Source organism: Aequorivita echinoideorum (assembly GCF_018476645.1).
GTDB classification, from domain to species: Bacteria; Bacteroidota; Bacteroidia; order Flavobacteriales; family Flavobacteriaceae; genus Aequorivita; species Aequorivita echinoideorum.
Genome location: NZ_JAHCTB010000003.1, coordinates 129,656 through 150,617 on the forward strand (window position 1 = coordinate 129,656; position 20,962 = coordinate 150,617).

The 20,962-nt window shown below is 38.2% G+C and carries 16 protein-coding genes and 1 tRNA gene; 13 read left to right on the forward strand and 4 right to left on the reverse strand.

Going from position 1 to position 20,962, the window contains the following annotated elements; genetic code table 11:
- Nucleotides 1-180 precede the first annotated feature (180 nt).
- The 12 genes from KIV10_RS07430 (at nt 181) to ribB (ending at nt 13,922) form a co-directional block, all read left to right on the forward strand.
- Nucleotides 181-2,001 (forward strand): DNA polymerase III subunit gamma/tau, encoded by a 1,821-nt coding sequence (locus tag KIV10_RS07430; protein WP_214112884.1) that lies wholly within the window; start codon nt 181-183, stop codon nt 1,999-2,001.
- 36 nt (nt 2,002-2,037) lie between these two features.
- Nucleotides 2,038-2,619, forward strand: a complete 582-nt coding sequence (gene miaE, locus KIV10_RS07435) for a tRNA-(ms[2]io[6]A)-hydroxylase (RefSeq protein ID WP_214112885.1) — start codon at nt 2,038-2,040, stop codon at nt 2,617-2,619.
- Nucleotides 2,620-2,711: 92 nt separating this feature from the next.
- The gene (locus KIV10_RS07440; RefSeq protein ID WP_214112886.1) at nt 2,712-4,469 is read left to right on the forward strand and encodes an SLC13 family permease; all 1,758 of its coding nucleotides are present in this window, start codon (nt 2,712-2,714) and stop codon (nt 4,467-4,469) included.
- A 52-nt stretch (nt 4,470-4,521) separates the two neighbouring features.
- Nucleotides 4,522-4,890: a DMT family protein gene (locus KIV10_RS07445; protein ID WP_214112887.1), complete on the forward strand. Its 369-nt coding sequence runs from the start codon at nt 4,522-4,524 to the stop codon at nt 4,888-4,890.
- Between the two features lie 41 nt (nt 4,891-4,931).
- Entirely contained in the window at nt 4,932-5,411 is a 480-nt protein-coding gene (locus tag KIV10_RS07450) for a VOC family protein (RefSeq protein ID WP_317194710.1), read from the forward strand.
- 163 nt (nt 5,412-5,574) lie between these two features.
- Nucleotides 5,575-7,077, forward strand: coding sequence for a Na+/H+ antiporter NhaC (nhaC, locus tag KIV10_RS07455; RefSeq protein ID WP_214112888.1), 1,503 nt, complete (start codon nt 5,575-5,577; stop codon nt 7,075-7,077).
- A gap of 126 nt (nt 7,078-7,203) precedes the next feature.
- Complete coding sequence (gene tpx / locus KIV10_RS07460) at nt 7,204-7,704, forward strand: thiol peroxidase (RefSeq protein WP_214112889.1); 501 nt, start codon at nt 7,204-7,206, stop codon at nt 7,702-7,704.
- A 2-nt stretch (nt 7,705-7,706) separates the two neighbouring features.
- Nucleotides 7,707-8,066 carry a diacylglycerol kinase family protein gene (locus tag KIV10_RS07465; RefSeq protein WP_214112890.1) on the forward strand — a complete coding sequence of 120 codons (360 nt, stop codon included), beginning with the start codon at nt 7,707-7,709 and terminating at the stop codon, nt 8,064-8,066.
- 92 nt (nt 8,067-8,158) lie between these two features.
- Nucleotides 8,159-10,552 (forward strand): FtsK/SpoIIIE family DNA translocase, encoded by a 2,394-nt coding sequence (locus KIV10_RS07470; protein WP_214112891.1) that lies wholly within the window; start codon nt 8,159-8,161, stop codon nt 10,550-10,552.
- A gap of 65 nt (nt 10,553-10,617) precedes the next feature.
- Entirely contained in the window at nt 10,618-11,256 is a 639-nt protein-coding gene (locus KIV10_RS07475) for a LolA family protein (RefSeq protein WP_214112892.1), read from the forward strand.
- A 10-nt stretch (nt 11,257-11,266) separates the two neighbouring features.
- Nucleotides 11,267-12,703 carry an LptF/LptG family permease gene (locus KIV10_RS07480; protein WP_214112893.1) on the forward strand — a complete coding sequence of 479 codons (1,437 nt, stop codon included), beginning with the start codon at nt 11,267-11,269 and terminating at the stop codon, nt 12,701-12,703.
- Nucleotides 12,704-12,773: 70 nt separating this feature from the next.
- On the forward strand, nt 12,774-13,922 hold the full coding sequence (gene ribB / locus KIV10_RS07485) for a 3,4-dihydroxy-2-butanone-4-phosphate synthase (protein WP_214112894.1): 1,149 nt from the start codon (nt 12,774-12,776) through the stop codon (nt 13,920-13,922).
- A gap of 3 nt (nt 13,923-13,925) precedes the next feature.
- Here ribB and KIV10_RS07490 read toward each other — a convergent pair whose 3' ends face one another.
- Genes KIV10_RS07490 through KIV10_RS07500 form a run of 3 tightly spaced genes read right to left on the reverse strand, consistent with a single transcriptional unit; the run spans nt 13,926 to nt 19,607 of the window.
- On the reverse strand, nt 13,926-17,696 hold the full coding sequence (locus KIV10_RS07490) for a transglutaminase domain-containing protein (protein ID WP_214112895.1): 3,771 nt from the start codon (nt 17,694-17,696) through the stop codon (nt 13,926-13,928).
- Between the two features lie 46 nt (nt 17,697-17,742).
- Nucleotides 17,743-18,939: a DegT/DnrJ/EryC1/StrS family aminotransferase gene (locus KIV10_RS07495; protein WP_214112896.1), complete on the reverse strand. Its 1,197-nt coding sequence runs from the start codon at nt 18,937-18,939 to the stop codon at nt 17,743-17,745.
- 29 nt (nt 18,940-18,968) lie between these two features.
- Complete coding sequence (locus KIV10_RS07500; protein ID WP_214112897.1) at nt 18,969-19,607, reverse strand: NAD(P)H-dependent oxidoreductase; 639 nt, start codon at nt 19,605-19,607, stop codon at nt 18,969-18,971.
- Nucleotides 19,608-19,840: 233 nt separating this feature from the next.
- Here KIV10_RS07500 and KIV10_RS07505 point away from each other — a divergent pair.
- Nucleotides 19,841-19,925: transfer RNA gene (locus KIV10_RS07505), tRNA-Ser, on the forward strand.
- 156 nt (nt 19,926-20,081) lie between these two features.
- On the opposite strand, the gene KIV10_RS07510 is transcribed toward KIV10_RS07505, so the two are convergent.
- Nucleotides 20,082-20,723, reverse strand: a complete 642-nt coding sequence (locus KIV10_RS07510) for a DUF6266 family protein (RefSeq protein WP_214112898.1) — start codon at nt 20,721-20,723, stop codon at nt 20,082-20,084.
- Between the last annotated feature and the right edge of the window lie 239 nt (nt 20,724-20,962).

Genomic DNA, 20,962 nt, shown 5'->3' on the forward strand with positions numbered 1-20,962 from the left:
GTAAATCAATGTTGATAAATATGGGAAATTTGAAACATCTATTTTTTAAAAAGCCATTGTACATCTTTATATTTGCTACAAAGTCAATATTATTTTTTTCAAGTTTTGAAATAGGATTAGTTGCAATTTTCTATTTAAATTTTACTGCCAACTGCAACTGAATATTGATGACTAAAAAATATGGAACATTTCATCGTCTCGGCCAGAAAATATCGCCCCGCCATTTTTAAGGATGTTGTAGGGCAACAGGCTATTACTAATACGCTGGAAAATGCCATTGAAAACAATCATTTAGCCCAAGCCTTGCTGTTTACAGGCCCTCGCGGCGTAGGAAAAACTACCTGCGCCCGTATTCTTGCAAAAAAAATAAATCAGGATGGAACTGAAAAAGAAGGCGAGGATTTTGCCTTCAATATTTTTGAACTGGATGCGGCATCAAACAATTCGGTTGACGATATTCGAAATTTGATTGATCAGGTTCGCATTCCTCCCCAGGTAGGAAAATATAAGGTTTACATTATAGATGAGGTACATATGTTGTCCTCCTCGGCTTTCAATGCGTTTTTGAAAACGCTGGAAGAACCGCCCAAGCACGCCATATTTATTTTGGCCACTACTGAGAAGCACAAAATTATACCCACAATACTCTCTCGCTGCCAGATTTTCGATTTCAGAAGAATTGGCGTAAAAGATATTAAAGAACATCTAGCCGATGTTGCAAAGTCTGAAAACATTGATGCCGAAGATGATGCGCTGCATATCATTGCGCAAAAGGCTGATGGAGCACTTCGCGATGCGCTTTCCATTTTTGACCGTGTTGTTAGTTTTGCCGGAAAAAATTTAACGCGGGAGGCCGTCACGGAAAACCTAAATGTACTTGATTATACGTGGTACTTTCAGATTACTGATTTGCTTTTGGAGTGCAATATTCCGCAAGTATTGGTTTCTTATAATGAAATTCTTTCTAAAGGTTTTGATGGCCACCACTTTATTATGGGTCTTGCTTCCCATTTCCGGGATTTGCTGGTGTGCAAAAACCAGGAAACCATTGCATTGTTAGAGGTTGGTGAGCAGGTTAAGACTATGTATTTTGAGCAATCACAAAAGACGAGTTCCCAATTTTTGATTGATGCCATAGAGCTTGCAAATGCGTGTGATCTAAAATATAAAAACAGCCAGAATCAACGGTTACTGGTAGAACTGTGCTTGATGCAACTTGCTTCCTTGAATTTTCAGGGCGAAAAAAAAAAGTCTAATTCCCACGAACGTTTCATAATACCTCCCTCCTATTTTAGGAGTGAAGAATATACTTCAAAAAAGATTACATCAGCGGGAAGTGTGGTTCCTAATCAAATTCCAAAAACTGAAGTAGCCAAGCAAAACGCTGAAATTCTAAGGGAACCTTCGGAAGAAATTTCTTCAAAAAATAATTCTGAAAGCCGCGATTTTTCAGAAAATAAGGCAGCTTCAAATGATAATTCAATAGAAGCACCCACGGAAAAGGTGAATGAGCGTCCCCAACTTTTGGCTGAAAGAAATGCCAAAAAGGTTTCGGCACTTTCACTTAAAAGTATCCAGAAAAAACAGGAAATAAAACAGGAATTGGTTGCCAACCAACCCACTGAAGATAACTTGCCCGTAAACGATTTTTCTGAAGATGAAATGCAAGTTGCTTGGCAAGAATATGCCAATACGGTTGAAAGTGACGGAAAATTCAATTTGCTTTCGCACTTGACGATGGGCGTTCCACGTTTGGAGGGAACCATAATCCATTTGGAATTTCCAAACCAAACCATTAAAGTGGAAGTGGAACGTGCCAAATATGAACTTTTGGGATTTCTGCGGGAAAAACTTCAAAATTATGAAATCGATCTCGATATTACCGTAAACGAAGCGGTTGAGAAGAAATATGCGTACACACCACGAGAAAAATTTGAAAAACTGAAAGAGAAAAATCCATTGATTGATAGGTTGCGGCAGGAATTTGATCTTGATATTTAAATTGCTGAAAATCTCTCATATAAATTTTAAAACAAAATGCTTGGTTTAAAACTTCCCACAGACCCACGCTGGGTAAATATTGTTGAAAAAAACATTGAAGATATTTTAACCGATCACGCTTGGTGCGAACAAAAGGCGGCATCAACGGCGGTCTCTTTAATTGTTAGTTTCCCGGAGTACACGGATTTAATTCAGGAAATGATTGCGCTTGTAAAGGAGGAAATTAGCCATTTTAAGATGGTTCACGATAAAATTTTGGAGCGCGGCTGGATATTGGGTCGCGATAGAAAGGATGAATATGTGGCCCAGATTCTATCTTTTTTCCCAAAAGGCGGAAGCCGAACCACGCAACTTATCCACAGATTGCTTTATGCAGCATTGATAGAGGCTAGAAGCTGTGAACGTTTTCGGCTTTTGAGTGAGCAGTTGGAAGATAGGGAATTGGCAGAATTTTACAGAAAATTAATGGTAAGTGAAGCAAATCATTATACCATGTTTTTAGGCTTTGCCCGAAAGTATGGTGACAGAACCGAGGTGGACCAAAAGTGGAATGATCTTCTTTCTTTTGAAGCAGACGTTATGAAAAACCTTAGCAAGCATCAATCCATCCACGGATAATTATTTTTTTTTTAGCATTTTTAAAAATTAAATTCTGCGTCAATTTTCGTGGAAACCTTTTACATATCTTTAGTGGATTTTAATTATATGCTATGGAAATTGCATTGGTGATCGGTCTTCTTGTTCTAGTCATCATATTATTTGCAACTGAAAAATTTTCAGTGGATATTGTAACCATCGGGATGCTGGTGATACTGGCGCTCTTCGGTATAATTTCTCCGCAGGAAGCATTTGAAGGATTCAGCAGCGATTTCATTATTATTTTGGCCTCCATATTTATCATTTCCGGGGCGCTTTCAGAAACAGGATTGCTGGATAAAGTGGGTTCCCAAATGATAAAAGTAGTAAAGAGTAAAACACTTTTCGTGGGCTACACTATGTTTGTAACGGGCGCGCTATCAGCGTTTATGAACAACACAACCGTAACCGCTCTAGTTACCGGGCCCGTAATTGGAATGTGCCGCAAACTGGATTTGAGCCCCTCAAAAGTATTGATTCCCGTTGCATTTGCTTCCATACTTGGTGGCACCTGCACGCTCATAGGAACTTCTACCAATGTGGCCGTGAGCGGATATATAGCGCAAGCTGGAATGGAGCCCCTGAGTTTCTTTGAGATATTGGGGATAGGACTCATTTTTCTCTTTACTGGAATTGTTTTCATTTTAATTTTTTATAAAAAATTATTGCCAGACCATAAAGATGGAGGCTATAATGAACGGTACGAAATTGCCCAATATCTATCTGAAATTTTGGTTTCCGAGAAATCTGCTTTGGTTGGGCAGGTTGCATTTGCTTCAGATATAGCTAAAATGCAAATACGAATTCTAAAAATAATTCGAAATAAAGAGGAATTTATTCCGCGGCCATCTACGCGTATTCAAGCAAAAGATATTATGCTCGTGGAATGTAGCGTTGAAGATTTAATACGGATTAAAGAAAAACCGGGACTCGACGTTCTTGCAGATACCATTGGTGAAAAACAAGTTGAGAATGAAAAAGTAATGATGGCCGAACTACTTATAACCCCTGGCTCCCGTTTAATAAACCATACGTTAAAAGAATCCCGTTTTCGCCAAAATTACGATCTCGTTGTACTTGCGGTACAGCGTTTTGGCGGAACAGTTTCCCAGAAAATAGGTGGACTCAAATTACGGATTGGCGATACCTTACTCGTTCAGGGTACGCAGGAAGATATTGATAACAATAGAAATTCCAATGAATTTTCGGTTGTAGGCGATTTCCGTGTAACGATGTTCAAGGAAAAGAAAGGCATATTTGCGGCGGTGATTTTCTTGATTGCCATACTTGCCGGAACGTTGGGATGGGCGCCACTTTCCATCGCTTTTATGGCCGCGGCATTGCTTACGGTCCTCTCCGGCGCTATTAATGTTGAACGTGTATACCAAATCATCAATTGGAAATTGCTTATTCTAATCGGCGGGATGACTGCCTTTGGAACAGCTATGGAAAATAGTGGGGCATCCCAATTTTTGGCCGAAAATATCATGAAATTACTTGGCGATATGGGGCCAATGTACGTTTTGGGAGGTTTTGTTCTGTTAGTGATTTTACTTACCCAGCCCATGAGTAACGCTGCCGCTGCTCTTGTAGTTTTACCGGTGGCCATTGATACTGCCGCACTTTTGGAAACGGATCCGCGTACATTTGCCATTGCTATTATGCTTGGGGCTTCGGTTTCACTAATAGCGCCTTTTGAGCCATCGTGTATTTTGGTATTCGGTCCCGGAAAATACAAATTCAGCGATTTTTTAAAGGTTGGGTTACCTCTCACCTTAATTCTATTCATTTTTTTAATGTTATTGGTTCCTATATTCTGGCCCCTGCAATAATTTTTGAAACTTTATCTCAGCAATTTTTTTTTTCAAAGTAAACTATAATAAAATGAAGTCAATCCTTACAGTATGCTTGCTTGTACTTTCCAATTCGTTTATGACACTTGCCTGGTATGGCCATTTAAAATTCGCTGAATGGAAATGGTTCAATAAACTGGGGCTAATAGCCATCGTTTTGATAAGTTGGGGAATAGCACTTTTTGAATATATGTTTCAAGTGCCCGCAAATAGGATTGGTTACAGCGGCAACGGAGGTCCATTCACTTTACTTCAACTTAAAGTTTTACAGGAAGTTATAACACTTGTAGTTTTTGTCGGTTTTACGCTTTTGGTTTTTAAAACCGAAACCTTCCGGATGAATCACGTTATATCGTTTGTGCTACTTATTTTGGCGGTTTATTTTATGTTTAAGAAGTAGATACTCCTTCAAATAATAATTAATTAAAAAAAAATACAATTATGAAAAATATACTATTAATTGCATTTGGCTTTGTAATTTGCTCGTTACTTGGGTTTACATTCAATAAAACCGAAAAAATAGTGTATGAACAAAATATGGAAAATATGAGATTGGGGGCATTTAGCATGAGTTTGAACGTAAAAGACATCAATGTTTCGAAAAATTTTTATGAGAACCTTGGATTTACTGTCCTGGGCGGAAGTCTCGAACAGAAATATTTAATAATGAAAAATGAGAATGCGCTTATCGGAATTTTTCAGGATATGTTTGACGGTAACATTTTAACGTTCAATCCCGGCTGGGATGAAAATGGAAAGAACGTTGAATCATTTCTGGACATTAGGGAAATTCAAAGTCGAATTGAAAATTCCGGTATAGAATTTATTTCTCCAAAAATAGATCCTGCTACTTCAGGTCCCGCCAGTATTATGCTTAAAGACCCGGATGGGAATATTATACTTATTGATCAGCATCGGTAGGTGCTATAAAAAATTGTAATTTAAAAGCATTCTCAAATTTTATTTTGGCAACAAATTTGAATTAAAAAAGATTTGGATGAAAATCGAATTTCCAAAGCCAGTCTTAAACTTGCATAGCTATTAACAAAATCGTAACATTACATTCCAAATTAAAAAACTCCCTATGCAAAGCCAAGATATAAAACCAAAAGACCCCCAAAATGAACCCGTTGTTGAAAACAGGGAACTCAACATTTGGGAAGCTTTGATTCCGGTTTTTGCTTTGGTGATCATGCTTTTTTATAATGTTTTTTTTGCATTTGGCGATGCCGCTCTCGACGGGAGCAATCAGTTTATTCTCTTAATGGGAGCTGCGGTTGCGGCCATTGTTGGCTTATTTAATAAAGTAAGTTTTGACCAAATGATGGAAGAGGTTGCGGAGAACATTAAATCTACCGCAGGCGCTATCCTCATTTTATTGATGGTTGGCGCGCTTGCCGGAACGTGGCTTATAAGTGGCATTATCCCTACTATGATTTATTACGGACTCCAAATATTAAATCCAACCATTTTTTTGGCTTCGTGTGTAATTATTTGTGCTATAATTTCAATAGCTACCGGGAGCAGTTGGACCACTTCTGCCACTGTGGGTATAGCATTAATTGGTATTGCGGATGCATTGAATATTCCTTTGGGGATGACGGCGGGAGCGATATTGTCCGGCGCATATTTTGGCGATAAAATTTCACCGCTTAGTGACACTACCAATTTGGCGCCGGCCATGGCGGGAACTGATCTTTTTACGCATATAAAATATATGCTTTATACAACTATTCCCACCATCACAGTAACACTACTCGTATTCATAATTTTGGGATTTAATTTGGATACCACAGGTACCGCAGACACGCATTTAATCTTACAAGCTGTAACAGACGCAATCAACATTAGCCCTTGGCTCTTTCTGGTTCCCGCCATTGTAATTTTTCTTATCGTGAAGAAAACATCGCCTTTAATCGCTTTGTTGATAGGAACACTACTTGGTGGAGTCGCGGCACTCATTTTTCAGCCAGAAATTGTTGCAGCAATTGGAGATGGCGGAACTTCGCTTACGTTTGAAAATGGCTACAAAGGAATTATGAACGCCATAACGGTAGATACCGCAATACCTACGGATAATGAAGCCCTAAAAGATTTGTTTTCAGCGGGTGGCATGTCTGGTATGTTAAATACCATCTGGCTCATTTTATGCGCTATGGTTTTTGGTGGAATTATGGATGCCATAGGTGCGCTTGCTGCAATCAGTAAAGCTTTATTGACATTATTTCACACCACTTTTGGGCTTTTTGCAAGCACCGTTATAAGTTGCCTCGCGCTGAATGTAACAGCGAGCGATCAATATTTGGCAATAGTTGTTCCTGGGAAAATGTATGCAAAAGCTTTCCGTGATAAAGGTTTGGCGCCAGAAAATTTGAGTAGGACTTTGGAGGATTCTGGTACGGTGACTTCGGTTTTGGTGCCTTGGAATACTTGCGGCGCCTACCAAAGTGGCGTTTTGGGCGTAGATACCTTATCGTATGCGGGATACGCTTTTTTCAATTGGCTGAGCCCTTTCACAACGTTATTATTTGCTGCTTTCAGAATTAAAATCAGACAGATTTCAACGGTATATTCTTCAAAAGGATAAAATCCAAAATTTGATTTTTGCCAATTCAATTTTCTGAAAAAATCCCACGTAACCTTTATGAAGTCTTTTGGAATATTAATGAAAGTCATTTACTAATTTTAAACCTCATTAAAAAAATTAGAAACTATGTCAACCATCAAATTAGGCGAAAATAACGTTGAAACTTCTGGAACCCTTCCGAAAAAAGGAGAAAAAGCGCCAGATTTCAATTTAACCGCTCAAGACCTTTCTGAAAAAAACCTTTCAGATTACAAAGGCAGTCGTGTAATCATGAATATCTTCCCAAGTATTGACACAAATGTGTGTGCGACCTCGGTTCGAAAATTCAACGAAAAAGCTTCCGGTCTTAAAAACACCAAGGTTTTATGCATCTCAAAAGATTTACCCTTTGCTCAAAAACGGTTCGTAAGCGATGAAGAATTGGAAAACGTTACCAATCTATCCGATTTTCGTGATGGTAGCTTCGGAAAAAATTATGGTGTAGAAATGATGAACAGTCCCATGAAAGGGCTTCTTTCCCGCGCCGTTGTGGTGGTAGATGAAGATGGAACAGTTATGTATTCTCAACAAGTGCCAGATATTGGGGAAGAACCAGATTATCTATCTGCCCTGAAAACATTATTATAATTATGTGGAATACCTTTTTGGGGAAACGCCTTAAAGGTTGTGCCTTTGCGCTTAAGGGTGCTTGGCTTTTACTTTCAACCGAGGCAAGCATTCAAGTGCAATTTGTTATTGCAATCCTCGTGACAATTGCAGGATTTTATTTTAACATCTCGGCAACAGAATGGATGTTTCAGATTTTCGCTATTGGTTTGATAATGAGCATTGAAGGACTGAATACCGCCGCAGAGGAAATTGCAGATTTTGTGCACCCGGATTTCCACAATAAAATTGGGTTTATAAAAGATATAGCGGCCGGCGCGGTATTTTTTGCTGCGGTAACGGCCGTTATCATTGGTTGCATCATCTACATTCCCAAGTTATAGATTCTACGGTTTTATTTGGAATTTGTTTTTTTGAAATTATAAATTTTCCAAGTTGATATTTGTACTTTTGCTGAAAGACAACCGCTTCATTAATGGCCAAAAAAAAGAAACAAACACCTAAGGAACCTCGTAAAAAAATTAATTTTTCGCTTTCAAGACAGCAAAAAATTCTGTTGGGCAGTTTTCTTTTTCTGTTGGGCCTCGCGCTTATTTTTTCATTTATATCTTACTTTTTTACGTGGCAGGCGGACCAAAGCAATCTTGGCATTTTGGGTGAGCGCGATCTTCCGGCGGAGAATTGGCTCAATAAATTTGGTGCCAATGTTGGCAATTTTTTTATCTACGATGGCTTCGGGGTCTCTTCTTTCATTATTGCATTTCTTGTAACGCTTACTGGAGTTTATTTCTTTTTCGATTATGTAAAATCACAATTGGTGAAATTTTGGTTTTGGGGGATTCTGTTAATGATTTGGATTTCCATATTCTTTGGTTTTTTTGGCGAAAAAACCACACTCTTAAGTGGAATAATAGGTTTTGAAACCAATGATTTGCTTCAGGATTATCTCGGTCTTTTGGGTGCCATTTTATTTATGACCTTTGTAATGGTAGTTTATTTGGTGGTTCGCTTAAAATTGACTCCCGAAAAAGTGATCGCTGCCCTTAAATCTTCAAAGAAGAATATTGCCGAAGAATTTGCAACGCCGGTTTCGGAGACTGAAACTAAAGCAACAGTTACGGAACCAGTTTCAACTAAAAAAGATATTTCAGAAAAACCGGTGCCCAAGACGGAAGAAGAACCTATTTCCAAGCCAATTGTAATGGAAGAATCCGTGGAAGAAAAAGCTGTTCTTGAAAAAATTATTTTGAAATCTGATGTGGAGGGCGACGTAGAAATGGAAGTGGAACAAGCTGCCGAGGAAGAAGTTTTGGAAGAGAATTTCAGTGAAAAACTGGTAAAGGATTACGGCGAATTTGATCCCAGACTGGAGCTGAGCAAATATAAATTCCCAACTATTGAGCTTTTACGTGACCATACTGTAGGCAATGGCGGAATAACCATTGACCAAGAGGAGCTGGAGGAAAATAAAAATAATATTGTTGATACCCTCAATAATTACAAAATAGGTATCGCGAACATCAAAGCTACCGTGGGACCAACGGTAACGCTGTATGAAATTGTGCCAGATGCGGGAGTGCGTATTTCAAAAATAAAAAATTTGGAAGACGATATTGCCCTTTCCCTTTCCGCGTTGGGAATTCGTATTATCGCCCCCATACCCGGGCGGGGAACCATTGGTATTGAAGTTCCCAATAAAAACGCGCGCGTTGTATCGATGCGCTCAGTTATTGCCTCGCCAAAATTTCAAAATGCTGAAATGGAATTGCCCATTGCTTTTGGGAAGACCATCAGCAACGAAACGTTTGTTGTGGACCTTGCAAAAATGCCGCATATGCTGATGGCGGGAGCTACCGGTCAAGGAAAGTCGGTTGGATTGAATGCCGTATTAACTTCTCTTTTATACAAAAAACATCCTGCCGAAGTGAAATTTGTTTTGGTTGATCCAAAAAAGGTGGAGCTAACACTCTTCAATAAAATTGAAAGACACTTTTTGGCTAAACTTCCCGATAACGAGGAAGCAATTATTACCGATACCACTAAAGTTATCAACACACTCAATTCCCTTTGCATCGAAATGGACACCCGTTATGATTTGCTAAAGGATGCGATGGTGCGGAATATTAAGGAATACAACACGAAGTTCAAAAACAGAAAATTAAACCCAAATGAGGGCCACCACTTTTTGCCTTACATAGTTTTGGTGATTGATGAATTTGCAGATTTAATTATGACTGCGGGCAAAGAAGTGGAAACGCCCATTGCTAGACTGGCACAGCTAGCACGGGCTATTGGTATTCACTTGATTGTTGCAACCCAGCGGCCTTCGGTAAATGTGATAACAGGAATTATCAAAGCGAACTTTCCAGCGCGTATTGCTTTTAGGGTAACCAGTAAAATTGATTCGCGCACCATCCTCGATAATTCTGGGGCAGATCAATTAATTGGCCGTGGAGATATGCTATACACCCAAGGAAACGATCTCACGCGAATTCAATGTGCGTTTGTTGATACCCCCGAAGTTGCCGATATTACAGAATATATTGGGGCACAAAAAGCGTATTCTGATGCATACCTTTTACCAGAATATTCTGGGGAGGAAGGTGGCACAAATCTTGATATTAACATCGACGATCGTGATAAAATGTTTCGCGAAGCCGCAGAAGTACTGGTAATAGCCCAACAAGGTTCTGCCTCACTTCTGCAACGAAAACTAAAACTTGGTTACAATCGCGCTGGGCGAATTATTGACCAACTGGAAGCGGCAGGAATTGTAGGTCCCTTTGAAGGCAGCAAAGCGAGACAGGTGCTCGTACCAACAATCGATGCCTTGAACCAGCTTTTGGAAAATGAAATGCCCACGAGTTAGTGAAAATTTGAATTAAATTTTTCCCATTAAGAATTTAAAAGTTGATGAAAATAAATAAAACTGAAATGAAAAAAGCTCTTATTATTTGTATCGCGTTTTTTGCAACAGCAATGCTTCAGGCACAGGACGCAAAAAATCTATTGAAGGAAGTCTCGGCAAAAGCGAAAAGTTATGACAACATTACAATAGATTTCAAATACAATTTAAATAATTCCAAGGAAAATGTAAATCAGGAAACCCGTGGCGACGTTACACTTCAAGGTGATAAATATGTACTCAATATGCTTGGGACTACCAGGGTTTTTGACGGAAAGAATATTTATACCGTTGTTCCGGAGGATGAGGAAGTAACAATTTCAAAATACAATCCTTTGGACGATAAAGAAATAACACCTTCAAAAATGCTTACCTTTTATGAAAAGGGATACAATTATAAAATGGACATAGAGCAAAATATAAAGGGTAGAAAAATTCAATTTATAAAATTGATTCCCATTGATCCAAAAGCCGAAATCAAGGATATTCTCTTGGGAATTGATGTGCAGACGAAACATATATACAAGCTCATACAGACGGATGCCAACGGCACCAAATATACGCTTACGGTAAATTCATTTAAAACAAACCAGCCTGTTTCCAAGACCTTGTTTACTTTTGACGAAGCCAAATATAAAAAGGACGGCTACTACATAAACAGGATTTAATAGCGTTTCGGTGAAAATACTGGACAGATATATATTAGTTACTTATTTGAAGACGTTTTTGAGCGTCTTCATTATTTTAATGTTCATATTCGTCCTGCAGACCATTTGGCTTTACATCGCCGAACTCGCCGGAAAGGACCTCGATGTATTTATTGTTCTGAAATTTTTATGGTATGTAAGCCCACGATTGATTCCGCTAGTTCTTCCGCTCACCATTTTGGTTACATCACTTATGGTTTTTGGAAGTTTCGCTGAAAAGTATGAATTTGCTGCAATGAAATCCACTGGAATTTCACTACAGCGTGCTATGGGAAGCGTCATGTTCTTTATAATTCTACTTTCCATCACAGCCTTCTTTTTCGCCAATAATGTTATCCCCTATTCTGAATACAAATGGCAAAATTTGCGTCGTAATATTTCACAATTTCAGCCCTCTATGGTTATTGCTGAAGGGCAATTTAGCCAGATTGGGGATATGTTCAACATTAAGGTTGAAGAAAAAAGTGGCGATAGGGATCAATATTTAAAGGATGTAGTAATCCACAAAAAAACGGAAGGAAGCCCCAACGGAAATTACACCGTTATTATCGCGAACAATGGCGAACTTGCAAGCCAAGAAGGGAGTAATACACTTTCCTTGATTTTAAAAGAAGGAAATTATTACGAAGACATCCAGGCAAAAACTACTGCGAAGCAACAAAAAATGCCTTTTGCAAAAAGTTATTTTGATGAATATTCAATAAACATCGACCTTACTGAACTCAATAACAAAGATGTTGATAAGGAAAATAATCTCAACAATCAAAATATGTACAAAATCAGCGAATTGCGGGTTGAGATTGATTCCCTTTCGCAAAGCTATTCAAAAGATATAGAATCCTACGCAAGCAATATGTACATGCGAAGTGGTGTAGGAAGGTTTAAAGCGCCCGTTACAACAAATGATACGGTAAGCAAAAAAGCAGAAAATCTGTTGGATATTTTCAACACCCAAAGACAACTGGATATAGCAAAGTTGGCACTCAACAATGCCAAAGGAAGCCTCCAAACTATAGATGCCAAAAAATTGGAGTTTTCGAATATCACAAAAAGACTGAATAAAACAGAGATTGCACTTCACGAAAAATATGCACTGGGAGTGGCGTGCATCATTTTATTTTTTGTTGGTGCGCCTCTGGGTGCTATTATCCGGAAAGGCGGTATGGGATTGCCCATGGTCGTTGCCATTCTGCTATTTCTTTCCTATCATTTTATTGGGATTTTCGCCAAAAATAGCGCTGAGGACGGTACTATGCATCCATTCATAGCAACTTGGTTGAGCACGCTCATTATGCTTCCGTTGAGTATTTGGCTTACGTATCGTGCCACTACGGACCAAGGAATAATGGATATTGATACGTTTACGCAACGCTTCACAAAACTTTTCAAAAAGAAAGACGCTAAATAGATTTACCCATTCGCAAATCAAGGACTATCTAATTACTGTTGCGTATCTTTGCAAAACTTAAAATTGAGTTATGATTTCTACGAAAACCGATGCTTCAATTAAACTGAATACTATTGAAGAAGCTATTGAAGATATAAGAAACGGAAAAGTAATTATTGTTGTTGATGATGAAAACCGGGAAAATGAAGGAGATTTTATAGCCGCCGCGGAGATGGTTACCCCAGAAATGATAAATTTTATGGCTACACACGGTCGCGGACTCATTTGCGCCCCGCTTACCGAGCAACGCTGCAATGCCCTAAACCTAAATATGATGGTAGAAAACAATACCGTTTTGCACCATACACAATTTACCGTTTCTGTTGATTTGATTGGCCATGGCTGTACTACCGGAATTTCGGTTCACGACCGTTCCAAAACCATTAAGGCTCTTGTAAAGGAAGATACAAAGCCAGGGGATTTAGGTAGGCCGGGACATATTTTTCCCTTGCGTGCAAAGGAAGGCGGTGTTTTAAGAAGAACCGGACACACCGAGGCGGCAATAGATCTTGCCCGCTTGGCAGGCTTGAAACCCGCTGGTATCTTGGTTGAAATTTTGAATGAAGACGGAACAATGGCACGGCTTCCACAATTGGTAAAAGTTGCAGAACGTTTCAATTTAAAATTAATTTCCATCGAAGATTTGGTGAAATACAGGATGGAACACGATTCACTTATTCAAAAGAAAGAGGATTTTACCATCAATACAAAATTTGGAAGCTTTAGGCTTCGCGCTTACAAACAAACCACAAACGACCAGATACACATTGCGCTTACTAAAGGAAATTTCCAAAAAGACGAGCCGATACTAGTACGAGTTAACGCAACCTTGGTCAATGGGGATATCCTTGGAACCCTCACAAACAATGCCGATGAGAAACTTGATGACATGTTCAATGTAATCAATAATGAAGGGAAAGGTGCCATTGTTTTTATCAATCAACAAAGCCAATCGCTTGATTTATTGAACCGTTTAAGGGATTTAAAAGAAGCCCAAAACACAGCCGAAATTGCCAAAGCACCACGCATTGAAATGGATGCCAAGGATTTTGGAATTGGCGCGCAAATATTGCACGATCTGGGCATCCATAAGATACGGTTGGTTTCCAATAGTGAACAAACCAAACGCGTGGGTATGATAGGTTACGGACTTGAAATTACTGAATACGTAAAATATTAAAGTCTATTTGTACGCAAAAAACTGCTTGCGCGTATCTAGCACATTTTTAACGAACTTCTTGAATTCAGGATATTTTTCTGGCACAATATTCTTTTTGCCAGGTTTCGATTTAATTTTGATTGCAAGCTCGTTTTCATTTAATTTATTGTAAACCACATTATAAGAGTGGTCTTCAAAAGTAAATTCTTTATTTTCAGGAATTTCAATGAAGACTGTTCCCTCAGGAATTTTCACCACGTAATTTTCTTCGTAAAAATCCGCATTCTCATATTGTTTGTAATCTATCGTATAATTTCGGTTATCAAGATTCACAATATTTGATGTGTAGGGGTTAGAAAAATAAGGCAATTTAAATGTTTTGAAGGAACCAATTGGGTTCACTCTTTCATTTAGTGTAAGCTGGGTTTCCAGCGTAAATTCATTCGATTTTCCTTTGGCTGAAGGGATTTTGAATGAATTCAATGTAATATCAGAATCTGTTCGCGTTAATAGTTGATTGTAAATTTCCTCTTTTAAAACTGTCTCGTTGCTTTCATCTGTCATAGAATGGTAAAAAGAGCTTAAATACCCGCTGGTTGTGGTAACAAGCTCAATTTTGGAACTTTCCTCCCCTACTTCAATCGTAGTATTTGTAGTTACCCCATTTTCATTTCTCGCCACATCATTTAAAATGAATAAAGAACTATTGTTTGTTGCATTGCTTGAATATGGAATTTCCAAAGCAAGAGCATTTTCCAGAGAGGTTGGCAATGATTTATAGGGCAAATATTTATCCGTTAGTTCCAGATATTGTTCGTTGCCATCAATAGTTACCTTTGCGATGCAATGGTTAAAATCTGTACTGGGAAGCACCAAAGCATCTTTTCCAAAATCTGAAGTCAATATTAAAACAAGTTGTGCATCAATCTCTGCCTCTCTTGCAAGAGTTACATATAGCGTAGAAAAATCCTTGCAATCGCCCAATTTCGTTTTAATAGTTTTAGAAGGTTTCTGTGGCACAAAACCACTTTGTTTAAAACTTACATAGCTGTAAGTGAAATCTCCCGTTACATATTCATAGATTTTACGGGCGCGCTCATCTTCGGTTAGATTTTTGTATCCGTTGGGAAATATGGAATTGAATGCTTTTTTCACTTCGGCATCATAAATAATCTGTGATCGCACCAAATCTGAATACCAGTTTGATATATCACTCCATGAATCTATGGTGCTTATATTGAGATTTCGGGATACATCAACGAAAGGAGGCATATAATCTTCATATAATGGTATCCCGGGAGTATTCTCAAGATTCCATTCAAAAACATTGAATTCATCCATCTTGGATTTTTTGAATGCTACATTTCCATTTGTTATTTTATACTGTATGTCACTTTTTGGGGTTATTACGCGATACGTTTTACGCACCACAGGATAGTAACTATCAAAGGATTGTGTATCTATAAAATCCTGATAAAACCTGCCGCCGCTGGAAAATGTGGATTCAAAGTCTACATAAACTACATCCCCGGGAGCCAATTCATTAAAAACCAAATTGTAACCGCTGCGCTCTGCAGGTACAATGGCTTTGTTCGGTTTAACGATTTCAGACTTTAAAATGGTGTAGTCACCTCCCAACTGTAAATTATATTCCTTCAACTCTTCCACTCCTTTTGAGGAAGTAACTTCATAAATATATGTACCACGGTAACGGCCACCGCCATTTTCATAAACCATTACATTGATCTCGTCCAAAAGGGTGTTTACGCCATAATTGTTATCTGCAATCTTATTTCGGTTTTTCTCTAAGTATGAATAGAAATCCTTATCCCTGAATTTTTCTAGTGGATCTTTGATATTTTTAAGATCATTTATCTTTTTTCTTAGAGCTTTATTGCCACTATTGCGAATCAGCGCCTTTTCGTAATTGGCCAATGCTTCCTTTTTATTGTTCATTTTTAAGTACGCATCCCCTTTCAGCCGCATAAAAACTGTAGAGAATGGAAAATTTTCAAGCCCTTTGTTAATGTAGGGCAAAGATTCTTCGTGCCTATTGAAATCATGTAATCTTTCCACGTAATCATAAATCACATTGTTATCCCCGGGTGAATGGTCAAGAACAGATTTAAGAGCAGCGAGGGATTCCTCCTGCCTATTTTGCTTTTGATAGAAATAGCTAAGCTGTGAAACGGCTTGGTAATCTAAATATTTAGTTACAATTTTTTCATATTCAGCAATTGCTGCGGGCTCGTCTTGCAATACCGAGGTGAAAAAATTAGCATACACAGAATGCAATGCTGAAGGTGTATTGGGATTATCTAATAAAGCGCGAAGGTTGATTCTTACTGAATCCAACTGATTTTTGCGCAGTTGCACCATAATATCAGCCGTATTTTTTATATAACTTATATCTGTGGCGTTTTTCATTTTATTGAAGGTCTTTTCAAATGTCTCCAAGTCTTGATTCATCAGCTCTCCCTTATTTTTCAATTTGTAGATTAGGGACAGGTAATAATCTGGGTCTGAAACCTCCATGTTTTTAATAAGCTCGGTTTGACGAATGTCATTGTTCTCGAAAATACTGCACGTGATGAGGCATTGCTTCAAAAAAGAGCTTGCAGGATATTTTTCCAACCAAGGGGCGATGAGTTCTTTACCTTTTTCATAATCTGAAATACGCATATAAGCCATGAAAAGATTCAAGTCATCTTGAAAATTTACTTTTGAAGATTCCTTTCTTTTTATGAAATATCTGATGATGCTGTTATCATAAACTTCAGCATTGACTAAAGCTTCGGTAGCTTTTGTGTAATTTCTCTTAGAGAGGGAATATTCCAAATTATCAATTTTCGCGTCATTTTCATCTTCAACCCGCATCATTATATAAGGCGTATTATCTTCCGAAGCAACTTTCACCAATAATCTATTGGCTCCCTGTTGCAAATTGGCCGCGATTACGTAAGCATCCATTTCGGTAATCACATCTTTTTCATTTTCAAAAATGAGCACATCATTTAACCATACTCTTACCAATCCTGCTTTTCCCAATTTAAATTGAACGCGCTGCGCGGTGGGAGACTGGATAAAAGTCTGAGCATAATTTACCCCAGAACCATATTCTATGTGATTCGTGAAAAACTGGTATCCACTTTCCTCCTTCAAATTTGGTTTATACCATGAAACCGAACCTATACTTCGGGCATCAAATTCTGCAGTATTAGCAGCGTTTTCTTCTGGTCCATATACTATGGAGAGCCCACTGTTATTAAGATTTTCAAATAGCCCGCAATGTTCCCAAATAGCTATCGAATTAATTTTTGATGTTTCTTTCTCATACATTTCCCAATTCCCAAATGTTCTATATGAAATTCCACGCAGATAGTGAAATGCATTGTAAACTGTGGAATTTTTTAGTTCCACATCATCAAAAGCTTTTAACACAGCCATATTTTTTGCGCTAAAACCCTGTTCATAATATTCATCAAATAAGAAAGGCCTGCCCCAATAGGCATACATATAATTCTCAAAATCTGGATAGGCTATAAATTCTTGGACAAAATTGGGATCGGTTGCAAAAATTCCGTTATCGTTTTTTACGATATTTTTTAAAATGAGGTTATCAATACTATTTACAAATTTTTTGGAATTGACTTTTTCCAGCGCTTCTTTCCTTTTATTTTGAAGAAGCAAATCCCACACTTCTGCAGAATTTTGCGAAAAAAGATTCAATGAAAAACATAAAAAAACCAGCAGAATTGCTGGTTTTTTGCCAAGCAATGAAAAAATAGAATTCATAATATCCAATAAAATAATGTAGTTGCTAAAAGGAGTGGCAAATACGTTATTTTATTATTTCTATCAAAATTTTTCTTAAATTTTCTGCTCTTTTAGAAACTTCTTCGTCGCTCCATCCCAATTTTATCAAAATAGAAATATTTCTTCCCATCCAGAAATCACTTTGGGAAAAATCAACTGTATTTAAATCCTGTAATTGCGCTTTCATTTCAGTTGAAATTGATTGACTAGATTTTAAATTTTTGAGATGACCCCAGCCATTTACGTAATGCCAATTATTTTTGAACCAATAAAAACAACTATCAATTCCGTTTTCTCCAAATGCCTTATGTGCTTTTTCGGCAACTTCTTGATTAGGCAGAAAGAAATTCAGAAACGAATAATTTTCAACCCCGCCCTCAGGAATTCTTCTAAATGTTACACCTTCAATACTTTTGATATTTTCCTTTAAAACTTCATAGTTTTTTTTCTGCGTGCCTAAAATGCCATCAAGTTTGGTCAACTGTGCCAACCCTACGGCAGCATTCAATTCAGATATTCTATAATTATAGCCCAATATAGGATGCGATTCCGCCCCGCGATCCTTGCCAACGTGGTCGTGACCGTGATCTTGATATTGATCCGCATTTATGGCAAATTTTTTGTTATCGGTAATTATTGCTCCACCCTCGCCGCACGTGATGGTTTTTACAAAATCAAATGAAAAGCAACCCAAATCTCCATAACTCCCCAGTGGTTTGCCTTCAAAAGTTCCGCCAAGCGCCTGACAAGCATCTTCCAATAATAGCAAATTGTGGGTCTCACAAATTTGCTTCAGTTTTTTTAAATCTGCCATAGATCCACACATATGTACCGGCATAATACATTTAGTCCGTGATGTGATGGCAGCTTCTACCGCCTTGGGATCCAGCGTCAAAGTATCGTCTACATCAACCAAAATGGGTACCGCGCCAAGAGCCAAGATAGATTCAAAACTTGCTACAAAAGTAAACGAAGGCATAATCACCTCATCGCCTGCGCCAATTCCTGCAGCGGCAAGTGCCACTGTAAGTGCTGCCGTACCACTGCTTACCAATTGGCAATGTGCCACACCCATAGTTTCAGCGAAGGTTGTTTCAAACTCCTTTGCTTTCCAATGGCTGTTGCGCATTCCGTCAAAACCGTAACGCATCAAAATTCCTGTTTCCAGTACATCGTTCACCTGTTTACGTTCTTCGGCGCCAAAAATCTCAAATCCGGGCATAAATAGTTATGTTTTTTAGTATTAAAATTTCAATTTATTTCAAAAACCAATTCCTCCACTCCGCGCCTAACTTTCTTCATATTGATGAAAAAATCGCTTTCATCCCTGTAACCTACAGGCAGCGCCAAAATAGATTGCAAGCCCATTTTATCCAACTCGAGTAAAGTATCGTATTTTTCTGACTCAAAACCTTCCATAGGGCAGGCATCAATTTTCTCCACCGCGCAAACCGTGAGTAGCGCACCAAGCGTTAAATATACCTGATTTATCATCCATTGCTTTATTTCGTCAGCATTTTTCTCTTCAAATGACTGGAGCAATGCCTGCTCAAATGGTTCCAATATTTCACGGGAGGTTTTACGTGTTCCCTCAACCAGTTTGAAATGATCTTTTATAAATTGCGGATCAATTTTCCTTTCCACGCAGAGTATAAGTACGTGCGATGCATCCCGAACTTGGCTCTGGTTATAAGTTAGGGGCATCAGCGCGTTTTTCGTTTCTTGATTGCTTACTATAACCATTTTCAATGGTTGAAGCCCAAAAGAAGTAGCGGTCAAATTAAATGTCTGTTTTAGAATATCTAATTTTTCTGCTGATAGGGTTTTGTTTGGGTCAAATTTTTTGGTGGCGTAGCGCCATTTCAGCTGATCAATAATTTCCGAAGCCATAGGATATTCATTGGTTTTCAACAAAAATAACGATTCTAATATTTCTGCAACTTCTCGTGGCAATTAGAATAATCTATGGGATTTTTCGAAAAATCTATTTTCCAAAAAAATAAAAGAAAAGACATCCAAAATTAAAAAAGCTTTCTATATTTGCACTCGCAAAAGGAGAAATGGCAGTCCCGATAGCAATCGGGGGGTCAATTTGGCAAAAACCGTCTCTTATTTGTACCACTGGAGAAATGGCAGAGTGGTCGATTGCGGCAGTCTTGAAAACTGTTGAGGGTTACACCTCCGGGGGTTCGAATCCCTCTTTCTCCGCTGAAATAAAACCCTAACGATTGGAAATCAATTAGTTAGGGTTTTTTATTTGCTGTATATCCCCACATTATCCCCACAATATTTCTTCGCTGTTGGAATAAAAAAACCGCTACAAATTAATGTAACGGTCTTTTCGCTATTAATTTAGGCTCACTTTTATGATGCCGTACCACTACCTAAATAAACGCTGTTCGATACTCTTGAACCATCAGCTGCAATAAACGCCATAAATAACTCTACGGTGTCTCCGGCATAGGTTGATGGGATAATTACGGTGTCTGTTCCAACTGTTCTATCAGCGCCCTCTAATTGAGAAATGGATTCTTTCTTAGTGGGATTGTAAACTAACAACATTGCTTTGTCAGTTGTATTTGCATTTCCTTCAGCAGAGTTATCATCCCAGGCAAAGGTTACTTCGCCGGGAGTAGCTAAATCTGTACTTGGATTTAAAGCTCCTGATAAATTACCTCTACTTAAAAATGCTGTTGGATAGTCAACACTGAAGTCTGGCTCTACTCCTATAATAGCGTTATTCAAAACATAAGACATAGCCGCATTAAACTGTGTCATTTTCACCGCATAGTTCTTATAACCTTTCTGCACGAATGCAAGATTAGGCTGCAAGAATTCTAACGTTACCGTAAACTTGTTTCTTTGGTTTACCTGTCCGACTGTTCTTGGATTTGCAACACTAGAAGGTTTAATCCTTAAGTAATCAATACCTTTCCAATTACCACCAATAACATTTCCTACCTTTCCAGATAGTCCTCCTAAAATTCCTTGGGCTATTTTTCCCATAACATATAACAATTTTTAATTAATACTCATTCGGACTTGGTACGGACTAAATAAGGATTTGACCTTACTTCTTGAGCTGCAATTTACTTATTAGAATGAACGTTTTATTCATATTAGCCCTTTAGGCACTTGATTATCCCCGTTTACCTTGTTTTGCCAATTTTTTATGCAGGGTGCGGGAAGTAATAATCAAAAAGAAGGGCATCTTCCTGTTATATTTTTAATTTAATCTTATAGAG

Excerpts from the sequence above, each read along its gene's own strand:
- KIV10_RS07465 (WP_214112890.1), top strand. The coding sequence starts at position 7,707 with ATGTGGAATACCTTTTTGGGGAAACGCCTTAAAGGTTGTGCCTTTGCG.
- KIV10_RS07495 (WP_214112896.1), bottom strand. The coding sequence starts at position 18,939 with ATGCCCGGATTTGAGATTTTTGGCGCCGAAGAACGTAAACAGGTGAAC.
- KIV10_RS07475 (WP_214112892.1), top strand. The coding sequence starts at position 10,618 with ATGAAAAAAGCTCTTATTATTTGTATCGCGTTTTTTGCAACAGCAATG.
- ribB (WP_214112894.1), top strand. The coding sequence starts at position 12,774 with ATGATTTCTACGAAAACCGATGCTTCAATTAAACTGAATACTATTGAA.
- nhaC (WP_214112888.1), top strand. The coding sequence starts at position 5,575 with ATGCAAAGCCAAGATATAAAACCAAAAGACCCCCAAAATGAACCCGTT.
- KIV10_RS07430 (WP_214112884.1), top strand. The coding sequence starts at position 181 with ATGGAACATTTCATCGTCTCGGCCAGAAAATATCGCCCCGCCATTTTT.
- KIV10_RS07510 (WP_214112898.1), bottom strand. The coding sequence starts at position 20,723 with ATGGGAAAAATAGCCCAAGGAATTTTAGGAGGACTATCTGGAAAGGTA.
- KIV10_RS07490 (WP_214112895.1), bottom strand. The coding sequence starts at position 17,696 with ATGAATTCTATTTTTTCATTGCTTGGCAAAAAACCAGCAATTCTGCTG.
- KIV10_RS07500 (WP_214112897.1), bottom strand. The coding sequence starts at position 19,607 with ATGGCTTCGGAAATTATTGATCAGCTGAAATGGCGCTACGCCACCAAA.
- KIV10_RS07470 (WP_214112891.1), top strand. The coding sequence starts at position 8,159 with ATGGCCAAAAAAAAGAAACAAACACCTAAGGAACCTCGTAAAAAAATT.
- miaE (WP_214112885.1), top strand. The coding sequence starts at position 2,038 with ATGCTTGGTTTAAAACTTCCCACAGACCCACGCTGGGTAAATATTGTT.
- tpx (WP_214112889.1), top strand. The coding sequence starts at position 7,204 with ATGTCAACCATCAAATTAGGCGAAAATAACGTTGAAACTTCTGGAACC.
- KIV10_RS07440 (WP_214112886.1), top strand. The coding sequence starts at position 2,712 with ATGGAAATTGCATTGGTGATCGGTCTTCTTGTTCTAGTCATCATATTA.
- KIV10_RS07445 (WP_214112887.1), top strand. The coding sequence starts at position 4,522 with ATGAAGTCAATCCTTACAGTATGCTTGCTTGTACTTTCCAATTCGTTT.
- KIV10_RS07450 (WP_317194710.1), top strand. The coding sequence starts at position 4,932 with ATGAAAAATATACTATTAATTGCATTTGGCTTTGTAATTTGCTCGTTA.